Source organism: Arthrobacter pascens (assembly GCF_017052465.1).
Lineage (GTDB): Bacteria > Actinomycetota > Actinomycetes > Actinomycetales > Micrococcaceae > Arthrobacter > Arthrobacter pascens.
Genome location: NZ_JAFHKT010000088.1, coordinates 1 through 15,364, shown reverse-complemented (window position 1 = coordinate 15,364; position 15,364 = coordinate 1). Strand labels below are relative to the sequence as shown.

The following is a 15,364-nucleotide window of genomic DNA, read 5'->3' as shown; positions in this document are numbered from 1 at the left end:
CTGGATGTCCGGCGGTGCGAGGTCGGTGAGGAGCCGTGAGTGCAGGGGCTGAGTCATGTCATGTGCCTTTCGTGCGGTATTGCTTTGGTTTTTGTTTTAGAAGAGCTGAGGTTTGACGAGGATCTTGCCGTTGCTCCGGCCTTTGGTTTCGTCAATGGCGGAGACGACCTCAGGGAGCGGAAACTTGCGGGTTACTGCCTTTTCCATCTGGATCTTCCCGGAAGCCATCAAGGCAATGACGTTCGGGAAGTCCCAGGAGCCGGAATGGCCCAAACTGAGGTGCTGCGAGGCTGCTCAACTGTGGGCGCACTGGTCCTGAAGTGTGTCTAGGTTGCAGTCATCCCGTACCTAGCTAACGAAGTCCTACCGGACGTCAGAGGCGTCGCGGGCGTCCAGGTATTCACGCATCCATTTAAGGGTCGAATCGAAGGAACCAACGCCGAACGCGTCATCAAAGATTGCCGAGCCCACGGTGATCCCCCATGGCGCCAACCGTGCGATCTCGTCAAGACGCTTGGTGCTGTTGATGGATCCCGTGACGATCACTGGAGAGGGAACCTCTCGGATGAAAGCCTCACCGAGCTCTGAGGGGTCGCCGTCTGTCCATCGATAGAGAGACAAGGTCACTCCGTCTGTGCTCGAACGGACCAATTGTGCGTCAGCGACGATCTCTGAAATCGTTCCGTGAAGCATTCGCGGGACTCCGCTTCGAGCGCCGCAAGTCGGCAAGTAGCGGACTCCTGAAGTCGACAGGAGGTCGGCGACAGATGGGTGGTACGCCATGCCGATGAGGTAGTCGAGGTTCTCCGAGACGGCGAACTGGGCGGCGGCCAAGCACGCCGACTCTTCCTCTTCAAGGGATTCAAAGTGCACTGTCTTGCCTGCCTGCTTCATGTCGCGTGCTAGAAGTGCAAGCTCTTTCTGCGGGAGTCCTGTGTCTTTGAATCCCCAGTGCTCGGTAGGTGCCTCGACGGCGCTATTGAAGACAGCACGAGCGTTCTCGACGGTTTTGTCGTCGTGCGTAAGCATGGCAATCAACTGGGTCATGATGCCCCTTCTAAGTTCTTGGTTTGGACCAACTCGTCCATTGGGATGTGTGCCGTTGTTGCGCTGGCGCAACCGTTCATCGGCATGGTTAGACGGCAATTTCTTGGATTGCGCTCACAAGCTGCTATGCATTTCCATGCGTTTGAGCCACAACTCCCGCCGCTGCCGCAACGCATCGATGCTGGGTCGGATCTAGATCATCATCCCTACCCGGAAGGACTTTGATGCTGGGTGTACCGAACATATTTGCGTTATATAGGAAGATTAGTTCGGCCTGACCGAACAGTCAAGACCCAGTGTCGGTTCTGGACGTACATTCCCTCGCCACAATGGTCATTTTGTAACATGGGAGATCCCGCCGATGAGGGCACACCCTCTAGGGGCCCACTGCGTCCATGGCGGCAGCCGAATCACCGCAGCGCAGGTCCACCGCGCCTTCTTGCAGGGCGCCAACGTACTACGGGACGGCGAATGGCAGAACTGTCCGCCTATTTCAAGCCCATGGTCCTCGCCGATGTAACGGAAGACATGGACGTGTACAGCCAAGAGCTCTTTGGCGCCGTCCCCATGGTGTTCCGGCTGCGCGACGAGGACGAAGCCGCTTCTGTCCATTCTGCGGACACCAGCGGATGCAGCCTGGGGGCCGATCGGGTTGGTTCAAATCAATGAAGCCGGGGACAGCTCGGCGGAGTTGCCTTTCGGTGCCATCAAACACTCCGGTGTAGGGCGCGCACTGGGCCGTTACGGCATGGACGAGTTCGTAAACCGCAAGCCGGTCCGTATCGGCGGACTTGCACGTCCGAGAAGACAGCTGCGAGTTCCGCATGAGCGCGAACTTTCTGCGCGGACCTGGCCGGGCTACAACGGTGATGCTTGGTGGAGGCGCACCCGGGGACATGCCCATGGAGGTCGCGGTTGTCCTCGAATCCGTCACACGCTTTCATCCGCTCACAGACGGAAACAAGCGCACGGGATTGACTCTCATTTACCGAGGGGTATTGCGATGACTTAAGCACCGAGGAAAGCATTTGACCTTGATCCTTGGAGTCGCGGCAGTCCCCCCGGCAAGGCAAACTTCAAAGTAACGTGGACCGGGCCAATGCCCGAAGAGTGCCGGAGTCAGGAATCGCAGACGTACTCCCCTCGGCTTTTTTGCGCATGGCGGTGGCCCAGAGCCGGCCGGCGCGGTAGGAGGAGCGGACCAGGGGGCCGGACATGACGCCGAGGAAGCCGATGTCTTCGGCTTCGTGCTGCAGGTCCACGAATTCCTGCGGCTTGACCCAGCGGTCCACCGGCAGGTGCCGTTCGGAGGGGCGCAGGTACTGGGTGATGGTGATAAGGTCGCAGCCGGCCGCATGCAGGTCCCGCAGGGCTTCGGAGATCTCCTGCCGAGTCTCGCCCATGCCCAGGATCAGGTTGGACTTGGTGACCATGCCCAGGTTCCGTCCCTGGGTGATGACGTCCAGGGAACGCTCGTAACGGAACGCGGGGCGGATCCGCTTGAAGATGCGCGGCACGGTTTCGACGTTGTGGGCGAACACCTCGGGCTTGGAGTCGCAGATCGCGGCGATATGTTCGGGCTTGCCGGAGAAGTCCGGGATCAGGAGTTCGACGCCGGTGCCCGGGTTCAGTTCGTGGATCTTGCGGACTGTTTCGGCATGCAGCCAGACACCCTCGTCCTCGAGGTCGTCACGGGCCACGCCGGTGACCGTCGCGTAGCGCAGCTGCATCGCCTGCACCGAACGGGCAACCTTGGTCGGTTCCAACATGTCCACCGGAGAGGGCTTGCCCGTGTCGATCTGGCAGAAATCACACCGCCGGGTGCACTCGGAGCCGCCGATCAGGAACGTGGCTTCCTTGTCCTCCCAGCACTCGAAGATATTCGGGCAGCCGGCCTCCTCACAGACGGTGTGAAGACCTTCCTTCTTGACCAGGTTCTTGAGCTGGACGAACTCCGGGCCCATCTGGACCTTGGCCTTGATCCACTCCGGCTTGCGCACCACCGGGGTGGCCGCATTGCGCTGCTCAATACGCAACATCTTCCGGCCTTCTGGTGCCAGTGTCACAGGAGAACTCCTTCGGGGATGAATGCTTTTTCTTGGTTACGGACGCCACCAGCCGCAGCGGGCCCTGGCCCCCGGGCTTCGGTCAGCACTCAACGACGTTCACGGCGAGGCCGCCCATGGCGGTTTCCTTGTATTTGGAGCTCATGTCCTTGCCGGTCTCGCGCATGGTGATGATGACTTCGTCCAGGGAGACGCGGTGGGTGCCGTCGCCCCAGAGTGCCATTTTCGCGGCGTTGATGGCCTTAGCCGCGGCGATCGCGTTGCGTTCGATGCAGGGAACCTGGACCAGGCCCCCGATCGGGTCGCACGTCAGGCCCAGGTTGTGCTCCATCGCGATCTCCGCGGCGTTCTCCACCTGCGCCGGGGAGCCGCCCATCACCTCGGCCAGACCCGCGGCGGCCATCGACGACGCCGACCCGACCTCGCCCTGGCAGCCGACCTCCGCGCCGGAAATGGACGCCTGCTCCTTATACAGCACCCCCACCGCGCCGGCGGCGAGCAGGAATCGCACCACCGCATAGTCCCGGTCGGCCTGGGTGGCCTGGTCCATGCCGGGGGCGTAATGCAGCGCGTAGTACAGCACCGCCGGGATAATCCCCGCCGCCCCATTCGTCGGGGCGGTCACCACCCGCCCGCCCGAGGCGTTCTCCTCGTTCACGGCCAACGCGACCAGGTTCACCCATTCCTGCCAGTACCGGCCGTCCCGGTCCTTGTCTTCCTTCAGCAGCCGCTCGTGCCAGTCCGGAGCCCGGCGCCGGACCTTCAGCCCGCCCGGCAACAGCCCCTCGCGCTTCAGGCTGGTCTGCACACACGCCTCCATCACCGAGTAGATGTGCAGCAGCCCCGCCCGGATCTCCTCCTCCGACCGGGACGCGCGTTCATTGACGAACATGACCTCGCTGATCGACAGGCCCCGGGCACGGCAATGCTCCAGCAGCTCCGCGGCCGTGCGGAACGGCAGCGGCAGCTCCTTCTTTGACTCCTCCAGCTCCTGCAGGGCCGCGTCCTCCTCCCCCTCCCGGACAATGAACCCGCCCCCGATGGAGAAGAACGTCGCCGCATGGATCACGTCCCCGGCCGCATCAGACACAGTGAACGTCATCCCGTTGGTGTGCCGCGGCAGCACGGTCAGCGGACGCAGCACCATGTCCTCCACCCCGTACGGCAACGCCATCCCGCCCCCGCCGCCGGCACCGGCCAGCCGCAGCGTCCCCGTCTCCGCGATCGATGCCAGCCGGGACTCCACTTCCTCCGGCAGGATCAGCTCAGGATGAAAACCCTCCAGCCCCAACAGGATCGCCGTCATCGTCCCATGCCCATGCCCCGTCGCAGCCAGCGAACCATACAGATCCACCCGCAACGACGCCACACGCTCCAGCGCCCCCGAAGCCCTCAGCTCCTCCGCGAACACCGCAGCAGCCCGCATTGGCCCCACAGTATGCGAACTCGACGGGCCAATCCCGATCGAGAAAAGGTCAAAGACACCAACAGCCATGCGTGTGGTTCCTAACTAGATGCTTCTTGTGGTCGGATTTGAGGGCGGTGCCGGCCCCAAGGGGCCGGCATCCTGGCTTCGACAAGCTCAACCAGCGAGGTTGGCCATGCCCGGGTAAAGCGGGTGGGCGGCCGCCAGGGCGTCGACACGGGCGCGCAGGCCCGAAAGGTCGGCCCCGGCGTCGGCAGTCAGGGCCGCGGCGATGATGTCCGCAACCTCCGCGAAGGCCGCCTCACCGAAACCGCGGGTCGCCAGGGCCGGGGTGCCGATGCGCAGCCCGGAGGTGACCATCGGCGGGCGGGGGTCGAACGGCACGGCGTTGCGGTTGACGGTGATGTCGATTTCGGCGAGTCGGTCCTCTGCCTGCTGGCCGTCGAGTTCGCAGTTGCGCAGGTCCACCAGGACCAGGTGCACGTCGGTGCCGCCGGAGATCACGTTGATTCCCTTGGCGGTGACGTCCGGCTGGACCAGGCGCTCGGCCACGATCCGGGCGCCGGCCAGTACGCGTTCCTGGCGTTCCCGGAACTCGGCCGAGGCCGCGATCTTGAACGCCACGGCCTTGCCGGCGATCACGTGCTCCAGCGGACCGCCCTGCTGGCCGGGGAACACCGCCGAGTTGATCTTCTTGGCGATGTCGGCGTCGTTGGTCAGGATGATGCCGCCGCGCGGACCGGCGAGGGTCTTGTGCGTGGTGGACGTGGTGACGTGCGCGTGCGGGACCGGGGAGGGGTGCAGGCCCGCGGCCACCAGCCCGGCGAAGTGCGCCATGTCCACCATCAGGTAGGCGCCCACCGAATCGGCGATGCGGCGGAACTCGGCGAAGTCCAGCTGCCGGGCGTACGCGGACCAGCCGGCAACGATCAGCTGAGGTTTGTGCTCCTGGGCCAGGCGCTCCACCTCAGCCATGTCGATCCGGTGGTCCTCTTCGCGGACCTGGTACGGGATCACGTTGTACAGCCGGCCGGAGAAGTTGATGCGCATGCCGTGGGTGAGGTGCCCGCCGTGGGCGAGGTTCAGGCCCATGATCGTGTCGCCGGGCTTGATCAGCGCGTGCATCACCGAGGCGTTCGCCTGCGCGCCGGAGTGCGGCTGCACGTTCGCGAACTCGGCGCCGAACAGGGCCTTCACACGGTCGATCGCCAGCTGCTCGATCACGTCCACGTGCTCACAGCCGCCGTAGTACCGCTTGCCCGGGTAGCCCTCGGCGTACTTGTTCGTCAGCACCGAGCCCTGCGCCTGCATCACGGCCACAGCCGTGTGGTTCTCCGAGGCGATCATCTCCAGCCCGCCGCGCTGGCGGGTCAGCTCGTCATCGATCTTTGCGGCGATCTCCGGGTCCAGGGCCGACAAGTCGGCGTCCAGGCTCGGTGAGACTACCTGCTCAAAAGCTGAGGTCGTGCTCTGTGCGATGCTCACAGCTCACCGCCGTTCGCCGCGGCATATTCCTCGGCCGAGAGCAGCGGGCCTTCATCGATCACGGCAACCTTGAAGAGCCATCCAGCCCCGTACGGGTCGCTGTTGATCAGCGCCGGATCGGAAACGACGTCGTCATTGATCTCGACAACTTCACCTGTGACGGGCGCGTACAGGTCCGAAACCGACTTGGTGGACTCCACCTCTCCGCAGGTCTCCCCGGCAGTCACCGTTGACCCGACCTCGGGCAGGTCCACGTAAACGATGTCGCCCAGGGCGTCTGCGGCCACGGCGGAAATACCAATTCCAGCCGGCCCAGTCCCATCAGCGGCAACCCACTCGTGCTCTTTTGAATACTTCAGTTCAGCTTTTACCTTGCTCATCTTTTCTCCTCAGTTGTCTTGTGCTTTTCGGTCTTCTATTTCTGGCGCTTGTAGAACGGCAACGTGACCACTTCAAAGGGCTCTGCTTTGCCGCGCAGGTCGATGTCCAGGGCCGTACCAGGCTCTGCATGTTGGACGTCTACGTATGCCATGGCAACGGGATACCCGAGTGTGGGCGAGGGCTGGCCGGAGGTGACTTCCCCGACCAGGGAGCGGTCCTTGAGAACGGGGTAATGACCGCGTGCAGCTCGGCGTCCGAGCCCAATGAGGCCCACGAGCTTCTGTCCCTTCGAGGTTCCGACGCCTGCGGATTTGAGCGTCGAGAGTGCCTCTTTGCCCACGAAGTCGCCTTCCTTGGACAGTGCGACAACGGGGCCAAGGCCGGCTGAGTACGGATTGCCGTGGCGGGACAGCTCGTTGCCGTAGAGCGGCATGCCCGCTTCCAGGCGAAGCGAGTCGCGGGCCGCAAGGCCAGCCGGGATGAGCCCTTGGTCAGTACCGGCTTCCAGCAGGGCTTCCCACAGCACCGGTGCTTGCTCGTTCGGCACATAGATTTCGAAGCCGTCCTCGCCCGTGTATCCTGTGCGGGCCAGCAGCAGTTCCTGGCTATTGATTTCCACCGCGGCGGCGGCATAGTACTTGAGCTCCGTCACTAGGGAATGCTGTTCAGCCGGAATCAGACCCAGCAGTATGGCCTCTGCGTTCGGTCCTTGTACGGCGATGAGGGAAGTTTCGGCTGAGACATCCTCTACTTTGACGTCGTAACCGTCCGCCCGCTGTACCAGGGCAGCCAGCACTGCTTTTGTGTTGCCCGCGTTGGGCACCACGAGGTACTTGTCCTCGCCACGGCGGTAGGAGATCAGGTCATCGATGATGCCACCGTCCTCCTGGCACATCAGCGAGTATTTGGCTTTGCCTGCCGGGATCGCCGACAGCTTTCCTACAAGGGCGTAATCGAGGAACGCGGCTGCGTCCGGGCCGGTGACCCAGACTTCGCCCATGTGGGAGAGGTCGAAGATGCCGGCCGCATTGCGGACGGCGTGGTGCTCGGCCAGTTCGGAGCCGTATTTCAGCGGCATCTGCCAGCCGCCGAAATCGGTAAAGGATGCGCCTGCTTTTTGGTGCTGTTCGTGGAGTGCTGTGTAGTTTTCGCTCACTGGAGCTTCCTTAGTTTTCGAAGTCTTCGATCGGGGGGCAGGAGCAGACCAGATTGCGGTCGCCAGCGGCGCCGTCGATGCGGCCGACCGGCGGGAAGTACTTGTCCTGCCTGAGCGAGGACACCGGGAAGGCGGCCTGTTCGCGGGGGTAGGCGCGGTTCCAGTCGGAGCTGACGACGGCGGCTGCGGTGTGGGGTGCGTTGCGCAGCGGGGAGTTTTCCAGGCTGACGTCGCCGTTGGCGACCTGCCCGATCTCGGCGTGGATGGTGATCATCGCCTCGATGAACCGGTCGATCTCGGCCAGGTCCTCGGATTCGGTGGGCTCGACCATCAGGGTGCCGGCCACCGGGAAGGCGAGGGTGGGGGCGTGGAAGCCGTAGTCGATCAGGCGTTTCGCCACGTCCTCGGCCGTGACACCGGTCTTGGCCGTGAGTTCGCGCAGGTCCAGGATGCACTCGTGCGCCACGAGGCCGGCTTCGCCGGTGTAGAGCACGGGGAAGTGCTGATCCAGGCGGGAAGCGACATAGTTCGCCGCGAGCAGGGCGGACTTGGTGGCCTCGGTCAGGCCGTCTCCGCCCATGAGCTTCACATATGCCCACGAGATCGGCAGCACGCCGGCTGAGCCGAAGCGCGAAGCCGAGATAGGCACGTCATGGCCCTCGGTCCAGGACGCGGCGTTGCCGGGCATGAACGGGGCCAGGTGGGCTTTGGCCGCGACGGGTCCGACGCCGGGTCCGCCGCCGCCGTGCGGGATGCAGAAGGTCTTGTGCAGGTTCAGGTGCGAGACGTCCCCGCCGAACTTGCCCGGCTGGGCCAGGCCGACCAGGGCGTTGAGGTTGGCGCCGTCGATGTAGACCTGTCCGCCGGCCGCGTGCACGGCGTCGCAGACCTCGCGGACGTCGGCGTCGTACACCCCGTGGGTGGAGGGGTAGGTGATCATGATCGCCGAGAGGACGTCCTTGTGGGCTTCGATCTTGGCGTACAGGTCCGCGTGGTCGATGGTGCCGTCGGCGGCGGTGGCCACCACGACGACCTTCATGCCCGCCAGCACAGCGGAGGCGGCGTTGGTGCCGTGGGCCGACGCCGGGATCAGGCAGATGTTGCGCTGCTCGGCCCCGCGGGAGCGGTGGTAGCCGCGGATCGCCAGGAGGCCCGCGAGCTCGCCCTGGGACCCGGCGTTGGGCTGGATGGAGACCTGGTCGTAGCCGGTGATCTCGGCGAGGTCGGCTTCCAAACCGCCGATGAGTTCGCGCCAGCCCGCTGTTTGGGAATCCGGTGCGAAGGGGTGGATCGAGGCGAATTTCGGCCACGAAATCGCTTCCATCTCCGCCGTCGCGTTCAGCTTCATGGTGCACGAACCCAGCGGGATCATGGTGCGGTCCAGCGCCAGGTCACGGTCCGAAAGCCTGCGGATGTAGCGCAGCAGCTGCGTCTCGGAACGGTGCGTGTTGAACACCGGATGCTGCAGATACACAGAGGAACGCTCGACGGCGGCCTCCAGCGCAAAACCGTCGGTGTCTTGGGTAATGGTAGCGCCGTGTGCCGCAACGATGGAGAAGGAAGCCATGACTGCAGCGACTATGGCTTCCGTCGTCGTTTCATCAGTTGATACCCCGACCAGGTTCTCGTCGACGAGCCGGAGATTGATTCCTTTTGCTGCAGCGGCGGCAATGACCTGCTTCGCTTTTCCGGGGATGCGGACCGTTATCGTGTCGAAAAAGCTGGTGTGGAGGACGTCCAGCCCGGCAGCCTTGAGCGACGCGGCGAGGGTCCTGGCGTGGCCGTGGGCGGTTTCAGCGATTGCCTTCAGGCCCCCCGGGCCGTGGTAGACGGCGTACATCGAGGCGACAATGGCCAGCAGCGCCTGCGCCGTGCAGATATTGGACGTAGCCTTCTCACGGCGGATGTGCTGCTCCCGGGTCTGCAGCGCGAGGCGGTAGGCGGGCACTCCGGCAGAGTCCTTCGAGACGCCCACGAGGCGGCCGGGCAGCGAGCGTTCAAGGCCCCTCTGCACTGCCATGTAAGCCGCATGCGGTCCGCCGAAGAACAGCGGCACGCCGAAGCGCTGGGCGGTTCCGACGGCGATGTCTGCACCCTGCTCACCCGGGGGCGTGATCAGGGTCAGGGCCAGCAAATCAGCGGCAACGGTCACCAGCGCGCCGCGCTCCTTGGCGGCGGCGATCACGCCGGAATGGTCGAACACCCGGCCCGAAACGCCGGGCTGCTGGAGCACGACACCGTTGATGTCGCCGTCGGGCAGCCCCTGGGAAAGATCCGCGACCTCCACCTCAAAACCAAGCGCTTCCGCCCGGCCCTTGACGATCGCGATCGTCTGCGGCAGGCAGTCGGCGTCCAGGACGGTCTTGCCGTCGTTCTTCTTGTTGGCCCGGCGCATCAACAACACGGCCTCGGCCACGGCCGTTGCTTCATCCAGCAGGGAGGCGTTGGCGATGGGCAGGCCGACGAGGTCCTGGACCATGGTCTGGAAGTTCAGCAGCGCCTCGAGCCGGCCCTGGGAGATCTCCGGCTGGTACGGCGTGTACGCGGTGTACCAGGCCGGGGCCTCCAGGATGTTGCGGCGGATCACCTGAGGCGTCACGGTGTCGTAGTAGCCTTGGCCGATCATCTGCACGGCGGTCTTGTTCTTCGCCGCGAGCTTCCGGAGTTCGGCGAGGGCTTCCACTTCGCTCAGGGCCGGGGCGAGCTCCAGCGCGCAGTCTTGGCGGATGTCGCTGGGCAATGCCGTATCAACCAGGGCGTCGACGGTGTCATAGCCGACGGCCTTGAGCATGGTTTCGACATCGGTCTGGCGGCGGGCACCGATATGCCGGTCGGCGAAGGTGGCAGCGTTAAATTGGGCGGTCATGAGGAACTCCATTGGGTATCCGTGCCTTTGGGGCGCAGGTGTCGGGTTCCTCCCCGCTCTGTATTGGACCTGAGAGTTTCCACTGCTCCGGGTTGTGGCATGGAGCAGCTTGCACCGTCGGTGAGCCCGGTCCCTTTGCGGTCACAGGGGATTCAATGGGCTGCTTTCCAGAGTTGCCGTGCTGCAGCGGTACTTGTGCCTGAGAGATTCCTGGGGAGGATTTGCTCCTACGGCGCCGGCGGGGGTGTGCCGGACTCTCCCGCTGCAACTTGGTGGCTTTTCAGTCGTGAATGCCATCACAACTTACACCGTGTCCTGAGATACTGGCAACCAGTGCCGAAATTGTCCGGTGCGAGGCTGGCTCGACGAGCCCACAGCCACTTCCAATCTAGATTGTTTTGGAAAAAGCCTCCAAATGTTCGACCACAGCATGTAGTGTGAGGTTAATCAACAAAATCTGTACGGTCTGACCGTGCAGCCTCTCTAGGAACGGAGAATCCGCCATGGCCGGACGATTTGAAGGAAAAGTTGCGTTCATCACGGGTGCAGCCCGGGGTCAGGGGCGTTCTCACGCCGTGGGCCTGGCGTCGGAGGGTGCCAACATCATCGCTGTCGACGCGTGCGCTCCCATTAACACCATTCCCTACGAAGGGCCTTCGGCAGCAGACCTCGAAGAGACCGTACGGCAGGTCGAGGCCGTCGGTGGAAGGATAATCGCGCGCCAGGTTGATGTCCGGGATCTGGACGGACTTACGGCAACAGTGAAAGACGGGGTCAGCGAGTTCGGTCGCTTGGACATCATCCTTGCCAACGCCGGCGTTGTCTCGTACGGTCAACTCGCCGAACTCGATGAGGAAACCTGGCAGACGATGATTGACATCAACCTCACGGGCGTCTGGAAGACTGTCCGCGCCGCGGTTCCTGCCATGATCGAAGCCGGGAACGGCGGATCGATTATCCTGACGAGCTCCACTGCCGGACTCAAGGCCTTGCATACCCTTGGCCACTATGTCGCAGCGAAGCATGGCGTCATCGGCCTAATGCGCAACCTCGCCAATGAGCTTGCCCCGCACAATATCCGGGCCAATGCGCTGGCGCCCACCAACGTCGACACCATCATGCTGAACAACCCTGGCGTCTTCAAAATGTTCCGTCCGGACTTGGAGAACCCGAACGCCGAGGACGCCCACTCCGGCTTCGTTCAGCACCACCTGATGAAGGTTCCGATGATCGCAACCGACGATGTCACCAACGCGGTCAAGTGGCTGGCCTCGGACGAAGCGCGCTACATAACTGGCATTACCCTCCCAGTCGACTTGGGTCTGCTTGCCAAGTAATAAGACTCGGTGGGCCGGTACAGGTTTCCCTGTACCGGCCCACCGCTCCAATTTAACGCGCTAGAAGCTCTTCGGTGTGTCGATCCATATGTACTCGGTGACAGTTGAAGCGACGTTTTCCATCCGGTGCGGAATGGTACTGGGGAACCAGATCGAATCGCCGGGATCAAGGAAGTAGACCTGATCCTCCAGAACCACCTTGAGACGGCCCGTGAGGACCATTCCCCACTCCTCGCCCTCGTGGGTGTACGGCTCATCGCCAGTCGAAGCGCCCACCTCATACCGCCCGTAGATGGCCTCAATGGCTTCCGACTCTGCCGGTGAAGCTAGCTCAAAGCGGATGCCTCTGGATTCCATACCGGACCGCCCGCCCATATACGAGGCCGGGCCGATAGGGGTTCGCTCGCCTGCCCTGACAACCCTGCCTTTGTCCAGGGTGGGCTCGGAGAAGAAGTACGTGATGTTGGTGCCGAGTGCTGTCGCCATGCGCTTCAGCGTCGAAATGGACGGCTCCACCTTTCCCTTTTCAATGTCACTCACCAGCGAGGCTGAGACACCAGCCCGGCTCGCCAGACCTCGGATGCTGTATTGATACTGATTCCGAAGCTCCCGCAGCCGCTCTCCAATCTGGACTTCCGAGCCTGCGTCCTCTTGCATCTCACTTGTTTCGCTCATCACCACGCACTCCCTTGACCCATCCCACGCCGGAGTTGGACTCGCCCGTCTCAGGCCTGCCGGCTGAGCCGGCAGCCTCATCCGCACTTTTGTGCGGTGTCACCGGATCCCAGTTTACGCTCTGTGGCTCATGGCTCGCCCCTCAGGGGTGAACAAGAGCTGCCACTTTGTGATCAGTATCGAACGTTACGCACCCAAATCACGCGTACCGTTCGATGAGATCGAACGAAATTAACGGAAAGCCCTTGACCTTGTCCGCTCTACCCCCCTAACGTTGTTGTCATGACCCAAGCAAAGAAGCCCGCAGGTGTTCGGAACATCGAACAGGGCAGCATCGGAACCTGGCTTACGGTTCTTGTCATCGGCACGTTGGACACCAAGTCCGTTGAACTGACAGCCGTTGCAGCCGAAATAGAGCAGCTTGGCGCAAGCGTGATCCTGCTGGACACTTCCGGGCGCGCTCATCCTGACCTGAACGGAGCCCAGCTCAGCGGTGGGCGGGTGCTCATCAGCCGGGAGGAAGTAGCTGAAGCAGCGGGATACTCCAGTGCCGAAATTGACGGAATGGACCGTGGTGAGGCCGTCGTCGCTCTCCGAACGGGAGTGGCAGCCACATTTTCCCGCCTGATCAACGACGGCCGGATCCATGCGGCGCTATGCGTCGGCGGCGCCGGCGCTTACGTCACCCGTACCGCGTTCGAGACTTCACCTATCGGCTTCCCCAAAATGGTCGTCTCACCACTCGCATCGGGTAACCGGAAATTTGAGCCTTACGTCGGGACGAAGGACGTTGCCACCCTTCACTCAGTTGCCGACATCGTCGGGCTGAACTCGATTACTTCCGCTGTCCTCCGGTCGGCTGCCGGCTACGTCGTCGGGGCCGCGGCGGCGACTGCCCATGCCCGACGTGACGACCATCAGCGTCCGGCAATCGCAGTCTCCCTGAATGGGAACACCACGGATGCTGTCATGAGGGCCCGGGACCAGATTGAAAGTGACGGATATGACCTGGTCGCCTTCCACGCCAACGGCGTCGGCGGGCGCGCCCTGGAGAACTTCGTCGCCTCTGGTCAAGTCGCCGCAGTCCTTGACTACACCCTGACCGAGCTCGCCGGAACCAAGATCGGGGGTCTCATGGATGCCGGTCCTGACCGCATGGAAACGGCAGGTCGTCTGGGCCTTCCTCAAGTCCTGGTCCCGGGTTGCCTGGACTTCATCACCTGCGGCGATCTCGCCGATACCCAGCGCCAGTACCCGGGCCGGACAATGTTCGGCCATAACCCGGAACTGACCCTGGTCCGGCTGGATGCCCGTGAGATGGGCATCCTTGGCCAGGAGTTTGCGAAGAAGGCAAACCTCTCCACCGGACCCACCGTTGTGTGCATCCCGGAAGGCGGGTTCTCCATTAACGACCGCGAGGGCGGCCGGTTCTGGGCCCCCGCAGCCAACCAGGCCTTTATCAAGGCACTCAAGAGCGAGCTTCGGCCTGACATCAAAGTTGTACACAGCGATCGCCACATCAACGACGATGAGTTTGTGTCCGAGGTGGTCGCACAGCTGCGCCACCTGCTTACAGCCCCCCGCAAATCCACGGCTACCGCGGCAGCTGCCGCAAGCCTCTGACCTGGAATCACCAGAACGGGGAAACCCGAAGGAGAAGAGATGAAAGCCATCGTCCTGGAAGCTGAATGGGCGCCCCGTAACGGGGCCCGGATCAGTGACGCAGACGCTGCTCGGCAGTGGGCGTTCAATGCCAGCCAGGCATACCGCAATCCGAGCATCTCCCTGCAGACCATTGCTGACCCCGGCGCTCCGGGACCTGATGAAGTGGTCGTGCAGGTCGGGGCCTGCGGCATCTGTGGATCCGACGTTCACATGATCGAAACTGATGAGGACAACTACCTCCTCCTTCCCTATCATCTGAAGGCCCCCGTGGTCATCGGACATGAGTTTGCAGGAAAAGTCGTGGCTGTCGGCTCTAACGTAACGGAGATTTCCGTCGGCGAGCTTGTCGCTGTTGAAGAAATTCAATGGTGCGGCCGCTGCCGGGAATGCCGCGGCGGCTTCCTTAACCAGTGCCGGAACATTGAGGACCTGGGTTTCACCATCAACGGCGGCTTCGCTGAGTACGTCAAGGTGGACGCCAAGTTCTGCTGGTCGCTGACGGCCGTGGCCGAACGCGTCGGTTCGGAAGAGGCTGCCCTGGAAATCGGTGCCCTGACGGAACCCACCAGTGTCGCCTATGAAGGAATGTTTACGCGCGCCGGAGGATTTAAGCCAGGCAGTGCCGTGGCGGTCTTCGGTGCCGGACCTATCGGTCTCGCTGCGACGGCACTCGCTGCGGCTGCGGGAGCGTCACAGGTATTTGTCGCCGAAATGCTCCCGGAACGCCGGGCCCTCGCCGAAGCGATGGGTGCCACGACCACGCTCGACCCCGCAACGACAGATGTTGCCTCCACCATCCAGGAGCTGACCCGCGGCAACGGCGTGGCCATGGCCGTCGAAACCACCGGAAACTTCAAAGCGGTCATGGGAACCATTGAGGAAGCCATCGGTGTCGGCGGGAAAATCGCAGTGGTTGGGATGGACGCCCGACCGGTCGAAATGAACCTCATCCGGCAACAGCTGAAAGCTGGCTCCATCTACGGAACCGTCGGCCACTCCGGCTCCTGGGATTTCCCAAACGTCATCGCCTTGATGGCATCCGGGAAGATCCAGATGGAAAAGGCAATAACCCGAAAATTCCCGCTCCCTGAGGTCGTCTCTGCCATCGACGAAACCAAGGGCCGGAGCAACGGCAAGATCCTCGTCAAACCTCAGCTCTTCTAAAACAAAAACCAAAGCAATACCGCACGAAAGGCACATGACATGACTCAGCCCCTGCACTCACGGCTCCTCACCGACCTCGCACCGCCGGACATCCAG

The 15,364-nt window shown here is 63.0% G+C and carries 13 protein-coding genes, 1 pseudogene and 2 riboswitches; of the genes and pseudogenes, 6 read left to right on the top strand and 8 right to left on the bottom strand.

The window, feature by feature from the left end; all coding sequences use genetic code 11:
* Positions 1 to 363: 363 nt before the first annotated feature.
* Positions 364 to 1,047 carry a hypothetical protein gene (locus tag JYA52_RS01170; protein ID WP_205651324.1) on the bottom strand — a complete coding sequence of 228 codons (684 nt, stop codon included), beginning with the start codon at positions 1,045 to 1,047 and terminating at the stop codon, positions 364 to 366.
* Between the two features lie 471 nt (positions 1,048 to 1,518).
* On the opposite strand from JYA52_RS01170, the gene JYA52_RS22275 reads away from it, so the two are divergent.
* From JYA52_RS22275 to JYA52_RS23010, 3 genes and pseudogenes are all read left to right on the top strand, one after another.
* The gene (locus JYA52_RS22275; protein WP_240459833.1) at positions 1,519 to 1,716 is read left to right on the top strand and encodes an aldehyde dehydrogenase family protein; all 198 of its coding nucleotides are present in this window, start codon (positions 1,519 to 1,521) and stop codon (positions 1,714 to 1,716) included.
* Positions 1,700 to 1,762, top strand: a pseudogene (locus tag JYA52_RS23015) (hypothetical protein); the annotation flags it as partial. The gene JYA52_RS22275 and the pseudogene JYA52_RS23015, both read left to right, overlap by 17 nt.
* A 109-nt stretch (positions 1,763 to 1,871) precedes the next feature.
* Positions 1,872 to 2,054: a Fic family protein gene (locus tag JYA52_RS23010; RefSeq protein ID WP_205651323.1), complete on the top strand. Its 183-nt coding sequence runs from the start codon at positions 1,872 to 1,874 to the stop codon at positions 2,052 to 2,054.
* Positions 2,055 to 2,123: 69 nt separating this feature from the next.
* Here the strand turns inward: JYA52_RS23010 and lipA are convergent, their stop codons facing one another.
* The 6 genes from lipA to gcvP form a co-directional block, all read right to left on the bottom strand.
* Entirely contained in the window at positions 2,124 to 3,113 is a 990-nt protein-coding gene (gene lipA / locus JYA52_RS01155) for a lipoyl synthase (RefSeq protein ID WP_205651322.1), read from the bottom strand.
* Positions 3,114 to 3,195: 82 nt separating this feature from the next.
* On the bottom strand, positions 3,196 to 4,608 hold the full coding sequence (locus tag JYA52_RS01150; protein WP_205651321.1) for an L-serine ammonia-lyase: 1,413 nt from the start codon (positions 4,606 to 4,608) through the stop codon (positions 3,196 to 3,198).
* A gap of 87 nt (positions 4,609 to 4,695) precedes the next feature.
* Complete coding sequence (glyA, locus tag JYA52_RS01145; RefSeq protein WP_372433701.1) at positions 4,696 to 6,024, bottom strand: serine hydroxymethyltransferase; 1,329 nt, start codon at positions 6,022 to 6,024, stop codon at positions 4,696 to 4,698.
* Complete coding sequence (gcvH, locus tag JYA52_RS01140) at positions 6,021 to 6,404, bottom strand: glycine cleavage system protein GcvH (RefSeq protein WP_205651320.1); 384 nt, start codon at positions 6,402 to 6,404, stop codon at positions 6,021 to 6,023. Before gcvH ends, glyA begins: the two co-directional genes overlap by 4 nt.
* Positions 6,405 to 6,439: 35 nt before the next feature.
* Positions 6,440 to 7,561 (bottom strand): glycine cleavage system aminomethyltransferase GcvT, encoded by a 1,122-nt coding sequence (gene gcvT, locus JYA52_RS01135; protein WP_205651319.1) that lies wholly within the window; start codon positions 7,559 to 7,561, stop codon positions 6,440 to 6,442.
* 10 nt (positions 7,562 to 7,571) lie between these two features.
* Positions 7,572 to 10,439: an aminomethyl-transferring glycine dehydrogenase gene (gene gcvP, locus JYA52_RS01130; protein WP_205651318.1), complete on the bottom strand. Its 2,868-nt coding sequence runs from the start codon at positions 10,437 to 10,439 to the stop codon at positions 7,572 to 7,574.
* A gap of 36 nt (positions 10,440 to 10,475) precedes the next feature.
* Positions 10,476 to 10,603, bottom strand: a riboswitch (glycine riboswitch).
* 1 nt (position 10,604) lies between these two features.
* A riboswitch (glycine riboswitch) is annotated at positions 10,605 to 10,699 on the bottom strand.
* 231 nt (positions 10,700 to 10,930) lie between these two features.
* Between gcvP and JYA52_RS01125 the strand changes: the two genes are divergently transcribed.
* Positions 10,931 to 11,764, top strand: a complete 834-nt coding sequence (locus tag JYA52_RS01125; protein WP_205651317.1) for a mycofactocin-coupled SDR family oxidoreductase — start codon at positions 10,931 to 10,933, stop codon at positions 11,762 to 11,764.
* Between the two features lie 60 nt (positions 11,765 to 11,824).
* On the opposite strand, the gene JYA52_RS01120 is transcribed toward JYA52_RS01125, so the two are convergent.
* Positions 11,825 to 12,439, bottom strand: coding sequence for a cupin domain-containing protein (locus JYA52_RS01120; RefSeq protein ID WP_205651316.1), 615 nt, complete (start codon positions 12,437 to 12,439; stop codon positions 11,825 to 11,827).
* Positions 12,440 to 12,721: 282 nt separating this feature from the next.
* Between JYA52_RS01120 and JYA52_RS01115 the strand changes: the two genes are divergently transcribed.
* Together JYA52_RS01115 and iolM are read left to right on the top strand one after the other, a co-directional pair.
* Positions 12,722 to 14,062: a Tm-1-like ATP-binding domain-containing protein gene (locus tag JYA52_RS01115; protein WP_205651315.1), complete on the top strand. Its 1,341-nt coding sequence runs from the start codon at positions 12,722 to 12,724 to the stop codon at positions 14,060 to 14,062.
* A 39-nt stretch (positions 14,063 to 14,101) separates the two neighbouring features.
* Positions 14,102 to 15,268, top strand: coding sequence for a scyllo-inosose 3-dehydrogenase (gene iolM / locus JYA52_RS01110; RefSeq protein WP_205651314.1), 1,167 nt, complete (start codon positions 14,102 to 14,104; stop codon positions 15,266 to 15,268).
* Positions 15,269 to 15,364 lie beyond the last annotated feature (96 nt).

Excerpts from the sequence above, each read along its gene's own strand:
- gcvP (WP_205651318.1), bottom strand. The coding sequence starts at position 10,439 with ATGGAGTTCCTCATGACCGCCCAATTTAACGCTGCCACCTTCGCCGAC.
- iolM (WP_205651314.1), top strand. The coding sequence starts at position 14,102 with ATGAAAGCCATCGTCCTGGAAGCTGAATGGGCGCCCCGTAACGGGGCC.
- JYA52_RS23010 (WP_205651323.1), top strand. The coding sequence starts at position 1,872 with ATGAGCGCGAACTTTCTGCGCGGACCTGGCCGGGCTACAACGGTGATG.
- JYA52_RS22275 (WP_240459833.1), top strand. The coding sequence starts at position 1,519 with ATGGCAGAACTGTCCGCCTATTTCAAGCCCATGGTCCTCGCCGATGTA.
- JYA52_RS01115 (WP_205651315.1), top strand. The coding sequence starts at position 12,722 with ATGACCCAAGCAAAGAAGCCCGCAGGTGTTCGGAACATCGAACAGGGC.
- JYA52_RS01125 (WP_205651317.1), top strand. The coding sequence starts at position 10,931 with ATGGCCGGACGATTTGAAGGAAAAGTTGCGTTCATCACGGGTGCAGCC.
- JYA52_RS01120 (WP_205651316.1), bottom strand. The coding sequence starts at position 12,439 with ATGAGCGAAACAAGTGAGATGCAAGAGGACGCAGGCTCGGAAGTCCAG.
- JYA52_RS01170 (WP_205651324.1), bottom strand. The coding sequence starts at position 1,047 with ATGACCCAGTTGATTGCCATGCTTACGCACGACGACAAAACCGTCGAG.
- JYA52_RS01150 (WP_205651321.1), bottom strand. The coding sequence starts at position 4,608 with ATGGCTGTTGGTGTCTTTGACCTTTTCTCGATCGGGATTGGCCCGTCG.
- gcvH (WP_205651320.1), bottom strand. The coding sequence starts at position 6,404 with ATGAGCAAGGTAAAAGCTGAACTGAAGTATTCAAAAGAGCACGAGTGG.